The organism is Rhodococcus yananensis (assembly GCF_020515525.1).
Classification (GTDB): domain Bacteria; phylum Actinomycetota; class Actinomycetes; order Mycobacteriales; family Mycobacteriaceae; genus Rhodococcus; species Rhodococcus yananensis.
Genome location: NZ_JAIYEP010000055.1, coordinates 19,220 through 28,920, shown reverse-complemented (window position 1 = coordinate 28,920; position 9,701 = coordinate 19,220). Strand labels below are relative to the sequence as shown.

8 protein-coding genes are annotated in these 9,701 nt (G+C 67.4%); 1 reads left to right on the top strand and 7 read right to left on the bottom strand.

Annotated elements, in window-relative coordinates; translation table 11 throughout:
* The 6 genes from LDQ05_RS14005 to LDQ05_RS13980 form a co-directional block, all read right to left on the bottom strand.
* On the bottom strand, nucleotides 1-1,353 hold a 1,353-nt coding region (locus tag LDQ05_RS14005; RefSeq protein ID WP_443711611.1), incomplete at its 3' end, for a fatty acid desaturase family protein.
* A gap of 61 nt (nucleotides 1,354-1,414) precedes the next feature.
* The gene (locus LDQ05_RS14000) at nucleotides 1,415-2,707 is read right to left on the bottom strand and encodes a fatty acid desaturase family protein (protein WP_226437571.1); all 1,293 of its coding nucleotides are present in this window, start codon (nucleotides 2,705-2,707) and stop codon (nucleotides 1,415-1,417) included.
* A 31-nt stretch (nucleotides 2,708-2,738) separates the two neighbouring features.
* Nucleotides 2,739-3,869 (bottom strand): ferredoxin reductase, encoded by a 1,131-nt coding sequence (locus LDQ05_RS13995; RefSeq protein ID WP_226437570.1) that lies wholly within the window; start codon nucleotides 3,867-3,869, stop codon nucleotides 2,739-2,741.
* Between the two features lie 115 nt (nucleotides 3,870-3,984).
* Nucleotides 3,985-4,488, bottom strand: a complete 504-nt coding sequence (locus LDQ05_RS13990) for a DUF6912 family protein (protein WP_226437569.1) — start codon at nucleotides 4,486-4,488, stop codon at nucleotides 3,985-3,987.
* Nucleotides 4,489-4,491: 3 nt separating this feature from the next.
* On the bottom strand, nucleotides 4,492-5,901 hold the full coding sequence (locus LDQ05_RS13985) for a WS/DGAT/MGAT family O-acyltransferase (RefSeq protein ID WP_226437568.1): 1,410 nt from the start codon (nucleotides 5,899-5,901) through the stop codon (nucleotides 4,492-4,494).
* The gene (locus LDQ05_RS13980) at nucleotides 5,898-6,182 is read right to left on the bottom strand and encodes a hypothetical protein (RefSeq protein ID WP_226437567.1); all 285 of its coding nucleotides are present in this window, start codon (nucleotides 6,180-6,182) and stop codon (nucleotides 5,898-5,900) included. Before LDQ05_RS13980 ends, LDQ05_RS13985 begins: the two co-directional genes overlap by 4 nt.
* A gap of 94 nt (nucleotides 6,183-6,276) precedes the next feature.
* Here LDQ05_RS13980 and LDQ05_RS13975 point away from each other — a divergent pair, with 94 nt between their 5' ends.
* The gene (locus LDQ05_RS13975; protein ID WP_226437566.1) at nucleotides 6,277-6,810 is read left to right on the top strand and encodes an Rv3235 family protein; all 534 of its coding nucleotides are present in this window, start codon (nucleotides 6,277-6,279) and stop codon (nucleotides 6,808-6,810) included.
* 13 nt (nucleotides 6,811-6,823) lie between these two features.
* Here the strand turns inward: LDQ05_RS13975 and secA are convergent, their stop codons facing one another.
* Nucleotides 6,824-9,655 (bottom strand): preprotein translocase subunit SecA, encoded by a 2,832-nt coding sequence (gene secA / locus LDQ05_RS13970; RefSeq protein ID WP_372461113.1) that lies wholly within the window; start codon nucleotides 9,653-9,655, stop codon nucleotides 6,824-6,826.
* Between the last annotated feature and the right edge of the window lie 46 nt (nucleotides 9,656-9,701).

Below are 9,701 nucleotides of genomic sequence, written 5' to 3'. Positions count from 1 at the left end.
CGGATCGTCGTGTCCGAACGCAACCCGGGTGTCGCGAACTGGGTCGAGACCGTCGGTCACGACCGGGGCATCCTGCAGTTCCGCTGGCAGCGACTCGACCGCGAACCGGGCGCGGCCGATGCGCATTCCGAGCATGCGTCGGACGAATCCGCGCTTGCGGGTTCGTTCGATCGCCGTTCCGAGACCGACCCGACGACCGGTCATCGGATCCGTTTCCGCCGCACCCCCGAAGCCGTGTTCCGACGCCGTCTCCGGCGCGGCGTCACGGGTGTCCTTGAGGTACTTGTCGGGCAGCGACAGCTTCGCGATCGTGCGCCACGACTTCCAGTACTGCACCGCCAACGGACCTGTGGTGTACGGCAGATCGTACTTCTCGCACAGCGCGCGGACCCGCACCGCGATCTCCGCGTAACGGTTGGACGGCAGATCCGGGTAGATGTGGTGTTCGATCTGGTAGCTCAGGTTGCCGGTCATGAAGTCCATGACCGGGCCGCCGGAGATGTTCGCCGACCCGAGCATCTGGCGCAGGTACCACTCGGCCTGCGTCTCGGTCTCGACGTCCTTCTTGGTGAACTTCTCCGCGCCGTCGGGGAAGTGCCCGCAGAAGATCACCGCGTTGGTCCACAGGTTCCGTACGAGGTTCGCGGTGGCATCGGCCTTCATCGTCGACTTCCATGCCTTGCCCGTCAGCGCCGGGTACACCACGTAGTCCTTGAGATGCTGCTTGCCGATCTTGGCGAGCACCTCCTTGCCGCGCGCCTTCGTCAGTTCCCGATCGTCCCGGCCCTGAATGACCTTGCCGAGTTCGAGGAGCTGGATCGCGATGCCGTACTGGAACACCGCGGCGAGGATCGCGTTGTACGCGATGTTGCCGAGGTAGAACGGCTTCCACCGCTGGTCACGTGTGACCCGCAGGAGCCCGTATCCCACGTCGTCGTCCATCCCGAGGATGTTCGTGTACTTGTGGTGCAGGTAGTTGTGGGTGATCTTCCAGTGCGCCGACGGATCGGCGTTGTCCCACTCCCAGTTGGCGGAGTGCACCTCCGGGTCGTTCATCCAGTCCCACTGCCCGTGCATCACGTTGTGCCCGAGCTCCATGTTCTCGATGATCTTCGACAGCGACAGCATGCCGGTGCCGAGCAACCACAGGGACTTGCGGCGCGACCCGAACAGGACCGCCCGCCCCCCGAGCTCGAGGCCGCGCTGCAGCCGGATGGTGTTGCGCACGTAGCGTGCGTCGCGCTCACCTCGCGACTCCTCGATGTCGCGGCGGATGGCGTCGAGTTCGCGACCGATGGCCTCGACGTCGGCCTCCGTCAGGTGCGCATACTCCTTGATATCCGAAATCGCCATGCGCCTACCGTACCGTAGGTTACGAGTCCGTAGGTTTGCCGAACTTCACCTGTGACGGGAATCACCCAATGGTATGTGCCGCGGGATTCGACTGCGGCGCACGGCGCTTCGCGCGACGCGCCGAGATCCGGTGTGCGGCGTGTGCTCGCAGTGCCGTGAGCAGACCACCCCGCCGACCGGTGAGCGGGTCGACCGCGGGCGCCGCGACACCCGCCACCGCCGACCGTTGGAACTTGCGCTCCGACGAGGTCTCCGGCGCGTCGTCCGACGTCGCCCGCAGCAGTCGATCGGGCAGCGCGAGCTTGTGGATCGTGCGCAACGCCAGCAGGTACTGCCGCCCCAGCGAGCCGGTGGTGTACGGCAGGTCGTACTTCGCGCACAGCGCCCGCACCCGGGCCGCGATCTCGGGATACCGATTCGACGGCAGATCGGGGAACAGGTGGTGTTCGATCTGGTAGCTGAGGTTTCCGGTGAGGAAGTCGACGACCCTCCCGCCGGAGATGTTCGCGCTGCCGAGCAACTGCCGGAGATACCACTGGGCACGCGTCTCGGACTCGAACTGCTCGACGGTGAACTTCTCCGCCCCGTCCGGGAAGTGGCCGCAGAAGATCACCGCGTACGCCCACACGTTCCGCACCGCGTTGGCGGTCAGGTTCGCCGTCAGCGTGCTGCGCCAGGCACGACCGGTCAACGCGGGGAAGAACACGAGGTCCTTGAGGACCTGCCGCGCGGCCTTCGCCGCGAACTCCTTGTTCGGCTCCGAGTTCCATTGCTTCCGCGGGACACCCTCGAGCTGTTTCTTCGCGGCGAGATCGTGCAGCGCGATCCCCCACTCGAACCCCAGCGCAAGAACGACGTTCGCGACCGGCTGCACCAGGTTGATCGGACGCCACGCTTCGTCGCGGGTCATCCGGAGAATGCCGAATCCGACGTCCTCGTCCATCCCGACGATGTTGGTGTAGGTGTGGTGGGCGTAGTTGTGCGCGCGCTTCCAGTGCTCGGACGGGCCCGTCTGGTCCCACTCCCAGTTCGTGGAGTGCACCTCCGGGTCGTTCATCCAGTCCCACTGCCCGTGCATCACATTGTGCCCGAGCTCCATGTTCTCGATGATCTTCGCCAACGACAGCATGCCCGTACCGAGCAGCCAGAACGGTCGGCGTCGCGAACCGAACAACGCGACTCGACCGCCCAGTTCGAGAGCGCGCTGCAACCGGATGACGTTGTGGATGTAGCGGGCGTCGCGCACCCCGCGCGTGTTCTCCACATCGCGCCGGATCGCATCGAATTCCCGTGCCAGTGCATCGATGTCGGCATCGGTCAGATGCGCGAACGCCCGGATGTCCGTGATTGCCACGCAAGCCCTTCCAGAGGGTTCGTCGGCGCCGTCAGGCGTCGAGGGTGCAGTCGCCGGCGGCCGCGGAGATGCACGTCTGGACCCGTTCGCCCTCGGCGTGCTCCTTACCCGATCGGAGATCGACGACGTGCCCTTTCTCGAGGGGCACCACACAAGTCTGACAGATCCCCATCCGACATCCGAACGGCATGAGAGCACCGACACTCTCGCCGGCCTCGAGCAGTGTCGTGGCACCGTCCACCGTCACGGTCCTGCCCGACTTCGCGAACGTGACGGTACCCCCGGCCCCCGAGAGGTCGGCGCGGCTGACCGCGAACCGTTCCAGGTGCAACCGGTCCTCGAGCCCGGCCTCCGACCAGAACGTCGCGATGTCGTCGAGCATCGCCTGCGGTCCGCAGGCCCACACGGTACGTTCGCGCCAATCCGGGCACACCTCGTCGAGTTCGGACAGCGCGAACTTGCCGTGCTCGCGCGTGAACCGCAGGTACGAGCGGAATCGCTCGTGGGTCGCGGCGAACCTCTCGAGTTCGGAACCGAACATCAACCGGTCGGGGGTCGGCGCGGAATGGACGTGTACGACGTCGGGAAGCGCGTCGCCGCGCTCACCGGCGCGGCGGTCCAACGTCCGCAGCATCGACATGATGGGCGTGACGCCGCTACCGGCGGTCACGAACAGGATCTTCGCCGGCGGCGGATCGGGCAGCACGAAGTCGCCCTGTGGAGCCGCGAGACGCACGACGGTGCCGGCGGGCACGCCGTTGACGAGGTGACTCGACAGGAATCCCTCGGGCATCGCCTTGACCGCGATGGTGATGAGCTTGTCGTCGCGTACCGGAGTGGACGTCAGCGAGTAGGAACGCCAGTGCCAGCGACCGTCGACGAGCAACCCGATCCCGATGTACTGGCCGGGAGCGTAGCCGAAGTCGAATCCCCAGCCAGGCTTGATCACGAGGGTCGCGGAGTCCGCCGTCTCGGCACGGACCTCCACGATGCGGCCGCGCAGTTCACGCGCCGACCACAGCGGATTGACCAGGTGCAGGTAGTCGTCGGGGAGCAGCGGGGTCGTCATCCGCGCGACCGCGCCGCGGACCACGTTCGCGACCGACCGCTCCGACGCCGCCACATGCGCGGCGGGCCGCTCGATCCATTCCTTCAAACCCATCCGACACCTTCTCCTCACCGTCGCTACGCCACCGTAGGTTAACAGAGGTTACGGTGGCGTAGGTTACGGGGAGACGGGCGTCACGGGCAACCCGGAGCGAAACCGGACTCCGGTATCAGAGCAGCTGGAGCAGGAACGGGATCTCCTGCGTCGCGTACCACGCGAGCTGGTGGTCCTCCGCGTCACCGAGCGCGAACTCCGCTTCCTCGTCCCCGAGATCCGCGGCATCGACCAGTTCGGCGGCCCGCGAGACCGCGTCCTCGGCCTCCGAGAGATCGACGTGAACCGACGCGACCGCCGACATCGGCACGGCACCGCCGAGTCGCACCACCGCGTCGTCCAGATCCGGTCGCGGCGTCGCATCATCGACATCGGCCGCGACGACCACTCTGCGCGACCCGAACGAACCCGACTCCGGCTCCGCCGCCAGCAACCGCAGCGACGCCCTCGCCGCTTCGACCATCGCGGCCTCGGCCAGTTCGTCGTCGTCACCGGACGTGTACGCCTCCCGCAGCGCCGCGGTCACCGCGAAGGCCGTCCGCCCCACCGCGTCGAGTTCGCCGACGTCCACCAACTTCTGCAACATGCCGAGTGTCGCCGGCACATACACCCGTGTCACAACTCACCTGCTCGCATCGACCAGCTCCTCGAGGGACTCGTGCAGCAACGATGTCAGCACCTCCACGTCGGGCATGGCATCGCGGTCCGCATTCAAACCGTAGTAGATGCGACCGTCGTACGACGTGAGCGCAATGCTCAACACCTGGTTCTTCAGCAACGGCGACACCGGATACATCTCCAACAACCGCGCACCCGCCAGATACAGCGGGTGCTGCGGTCCGGGCGCATTCGTGATCATCAGATTGAACATCCGCTGCGAGAACCCCGTCGCGACACGCACCCCCACGGCATGCATCGTCGCGGGCGCGAAACCCGACAACCGGATCATCGTCTGCGCCGCGATGCGACGGCGCTGCCGGGCGTACGCCTCTCCTGCGTGGGCGATGTGCGACAACCGCACCACCGCATTCGGCTCCCCGACCGGGAGGTCCACCAGGAAGGACGACACCTCCCCCTGCGGGTGCACCTGGATCGTGTCTCCTGCCGCGCCGACCTCCGGTTGCTGCGCGTACACGGACATCGGCACCACGGCGCGGACCGTCGTCGACTCCGTCAGCGGCTCGCCACGCGAGAGCAACCAGTAGCGCAGTGCCCCCGTGATCACCGACAACACCACATCGTTGATCGTGCATCCGTATCGGGCGTGGACCTTCCGGTACGGTTCGAGGTCCGACTGCACCACCGCGAATCGCCGGCTGCGCGAGATCGGTTCGTTCAGCGGTGTCTCCGGGGCCGACTTCGCGGCGGTGCTGGCCAGCCTGCCCACCACCTCGAGTGTCTCCCCGACCGTCGACGCGAGGTCGGTCGCGGCGGAACGCACCGCAGCGATCCCCTCACCGGGCCGCGCCACGAGATCCGCGAGTGCCCCGACGAGCAGTGCCGACTGTGACGGCTCCTGCTCGGGCATCCACAGCTCCTCGGGGGACTCCCGCGGAACCGGAGTGCCGTCGAACAGCACCTGCCCGATCTCGAGCGCGTGCTCCCCGTCGACGAGGGCCGAGTGCGACTTGGTGAACAGCGCGCACCGGTCACCGGTCAGCCCCTCGACCAGGTACATCTCCCACAGGGGGCGGGTCCGGTCCAGTGGTCGCGACACCAGGCGTGCCACCAGGTCGCGCAACTGCTCCTCCGACCCCGGGCGGGGCAACGCCGACCGGCGCACATGGTAGGTGATGTCGAAGTCGCGATCGTCCAGCCACACGGGCCTCGCCAACCCGAAGGCGACCTCACGAACCTTCTGCCGGTACCGCGGGACCTCCGCCAACCGTCGCTCGACGAGCGCGAGCACATCTTCGTAGTCGAGTCCGCCCTCCGGCTGCTCGAGGATGGCGAGCGACCCGATGTGCATCGGCGTCTCGGTCGTCTCCAGGTAGTAGAACGACGCGTCCTGCGCCGTCATCCGCATGGTCATGTCCCCGCATCCCCCTCCTCCGCACGATGACCGTCCGGACCCACCGTGCCACTACCGAACGGGCTGTCGATACCGAAGGGTACGGCCAGTTCCCCGATCGCCGCGACCGGATCGTCGTGGTGCACCCCCACCATGCCCGCGGCGACCGCACCTCGCACGTCGGCGACCCGACCGTCGACGAACACAGTCGCCCGCGGCCGATCCCAGGCGTTGCGCCACGATCGCACAGCTGCGTGCGTCGGGTTCGGCGACACCACGGAGCGGACCGACTGCGCACCCACGTCTCCTGTGCGATCATGGCGACGGTTCCGTCCTCTCCCGGACCACCCCGCCGCCGGCACCCACCGGCAGCGTTCCGATGCTTCGGGAGGCCCCGTGTCCACACCGCACCGCCCCGTCCGGCTCCTCCGGCCCCTGCCACGATTCGAACCGCCACCGCAGGGCAGAACCCTCCGGCACCGCCCCCACACCGTCCGGCGGGGTACACCCCACGACGGGCGGTCGGGTCGAACCACCACCACCCGGGCATCGGGCACCGGCGCCACCGCGGCAGAACGCGCCGCGGAAACCGACGCGCTCCGGTTCGCGGATCGGACGATCCGGCTCGTCCTCGAGGTCGTCGACGGTCGCCGACCCGGCGCCCAGTTGACCGGAATGGTCGCTCCCCCGCTCCTGACGACCCTCACCGCGACACGCTCACCGGCGAACACGTCCGGCTCCGCCGCGCTGATCCGGCTGCGTGTGCGGACGGTCGACGATCGCCACGCCGAACTGTTCGGCACCTACACCCGCGGCACCCGTGTGCTCGCGGTCGCCGGCCGTGTCACCCGGCCGTCCGCGAATCCACGAACCCGCGGACGGCCGGTCGCTCCGCACGGATGGCTCCTCACCAGTGTGTGGCTGGGCTGAGCCGACCGGATGGTCAGCGCCTCCGGTTCGCCTTCGCATCCCTGCGCGCCGCAGCACGACGTTCCTTCCGCGACCCCTGCTCGGCCACACCGGCCGGGGTATCGCCGGCCCCGGCACTGCGCCGCGCCACGTGCGCGCGGCCGTCCTCGCCCGGTCCGGTGTAGGTCATCCTGCGCTCACCCTCGTCGAGCCCCTTCGCGGTGAGCACCGCGGGCGGAGCCTGCGCAGCGGGGGTCGCGGCACGGGCGGGCTGCCTCACCGCGGCCGGTGCCGACTGCGCGGCCGCGGCGGGTGCCGACTGCGCTGCCGCCACGGTCGGTGCCGACTGCGCCGTCGCCGCCGCGGAGGCCGCTGTCACGGACACACCGCCCCCGGCAGGCGTCGGAGCCTTGGTGGCCTCGACCTGCAGGTTGAACAGGAACCCGACCGATTCCTCCTTCAGACCGTCGAGCATCGCCGTGAACATGTCGTAGCCCTCACGCTGGTACTCGACCAGCGGGTCACGCTGTGCCATCGCCCGCAGTCCGATGCCCTCCTTGAGGTAGTCCATCTCGTAGAGGTGCTCGCGCCACTTGCGGTCCAGAACCGAGAGCAGCACCCGACGCTCGAGCTCACGCATCGCGCCCTCACCCGCGATACCCACCAGTTCCGACTCCCGCCGGTCGTAGGCCGCGCGGGCGTCCTCGAGGAGGATCCCCCGCAACTCGTCGCGATCGAGGTCCTCGTGCGAGGCGACCAGTTCCTTGTGGTCGACACCCACCGGGTAGAGGGTCTTCAGTGCCGTCCACAACTGGTCGAAGTCCCAGTCCTCGACGTACCCGTCGTCGGTCGCGCCGTCGACGTACGCGGTGACCACGTCGGTGAGCATGTGCTGCACCTGGCCCTCGAGGTCCTCGCCGCGGAGGATCCGGCGACGCTCCTCGTAGATGACGGTGCGCTGCTGGTTCATCACCTCGTCGTACTTGAGGACGTTCTTGCGGATCTCGTAGTTCTGCTGCTCGACCTGCGTCTGCGCGCTCTTGATGGCCTTCGACACCATCTTCGCCTCGATCGGGACGTCGTCGGGCAGGTTCAGCCGCGTCATGATCGACTCGAGGGCCGCACCGTTGAACCGTCGCATCAGTTCGTCGCCGAGCGACAGGTAGAAGCGGGACTCGCCCGGGTCACCCTGACGGCCCGAACGACCACGCAACTGATTGTCGATGCGGCGCGACTCGTGTCGTTCGGTGCCCAGGACGTACAGTCCACCGGCCTCGCGGACCTTCTCGGCGTCGGCCTTCACCTCGATGTTGATCTGCTCGAGCGTGGTGTCCCACGCCGCCTCGTACTCCTCCGGAGTGTTGACCGGGTCGAGGCCGCGCCGGCGCAACTCGATGTCGGCGAGGATGTCGGGGTTGCCACCGAGCACGACGTCGGTACCACGACCGGCCATGTTCGTCGCGACCGTCACCGCTCCGGACCGGCCGGCCTCCGCGATGATCTGCGCTTCCTTCTCGTGGAACTTCGCGTTGAGCACGCTGTGCGGAATCCCGCGTCGGGTGAACTGCTTCGACAGGTACTCGGACCGCTCGACGCTGGTGGTGCCGATCAGGACGGGCTGGCCCTTCTCGTGCCGCTCGACGACGTCGTCGACGACCGCGGCGAACTTCGCCTCCTCCGTCTTGTAGATCAGGTCCCCCTGGTCCACGCGGACCATCGGCCGGTTGGTCGGAATCGGGATCACACCGAGGGAGTAGATCTGGTGGAGCTCCGCCGCCTCGGTCTCGGCCGTACCGGTCATGCCGGACAGCTTGTCGTAGAGACGGAAGTAGTTCTGCAGCGTGATCGTCGCGAGGGTCTGGTTCTCCGCCTTGATCTCGACGCGTTCCTTCGCCTCGATCGCCTGGTGCATACCCTCGTTGTAACGACGACCGGACAGCACGCGGCCCGTGAACTCGTCGACGATGACGACGTCGCCGTCGCGGACGATGTAGTCCTTGTCGCGGGTGTAGAGCTCCTTCGCCTTGATAGCGTTGTTGAGATAGCTCACCAGCGGCGAGTTCGCGGCCTCGTACAGATTGTCGATGCCCAGCTGGTCCTCGACGAATTCGACACCGGCCTCGTGCACACCGACGGTGCGCTTCTTGATGTCGACCTCGTAGTGCACGTCCTTCTTCAGCATCGGGGCGATGCGCGCGAACTCGGCGTACCACTTGCTGGAGGCATCGGCCGGGCCGGAGATGATGAGCGGGGTCCGCGCCTCGTCGATGAGGATGGAGTCGACCTCGTCGACGACCGCGAAGTTGTGGCCGCGCTGGACCAGGTCGTCGAGGCTGTGCGTCATGTTGTCGCGCAGATAGTCGAAGCCGAACTCGTTGTTCGTGCCGTACGTGATGTCGGCCGCGTACGCTTCGCGGCGCTGGGCCGGGGTCATGCCGGACAGGATCACGTCGGTCTGGAGTCCGAGGAAACGATGGACACGGCCCATCCACTCGGAGTCGCGCTTGGCGAGGTAGTCGTTGACCGTGACCACGTGCACACCGTCACCGGACAGCGCATTGAGGTACGCGGGCAGCACACAGGTCAGCGTCTTGCCCTCACCCGTCTTCATCTCGGCGATGTTGCCGAAGTGCAGGGCGGCACCACCCATGATCTGCACGGTGTAGTGCTTCTGACCGATCACCCGCCACGAGGCCTCTCGGGCCACCGCGAAGGCTTCCGGTAGCAGATCGTCGAGGGTTTCGCCGTCCGCCAGGCGGCCCCGGAACTCGTCGGTCTTGGCCTGCAGCTCGGCATCCGTCAGGGATTCGAACTCGGGCGCGATGGATTCGACGTGCTCTGCGATGTGCTTGAGCCGCTTGACCATGCGACCTTCACCGAACCGGAGCAGCTTCGTCAGCGACAGCACTGGT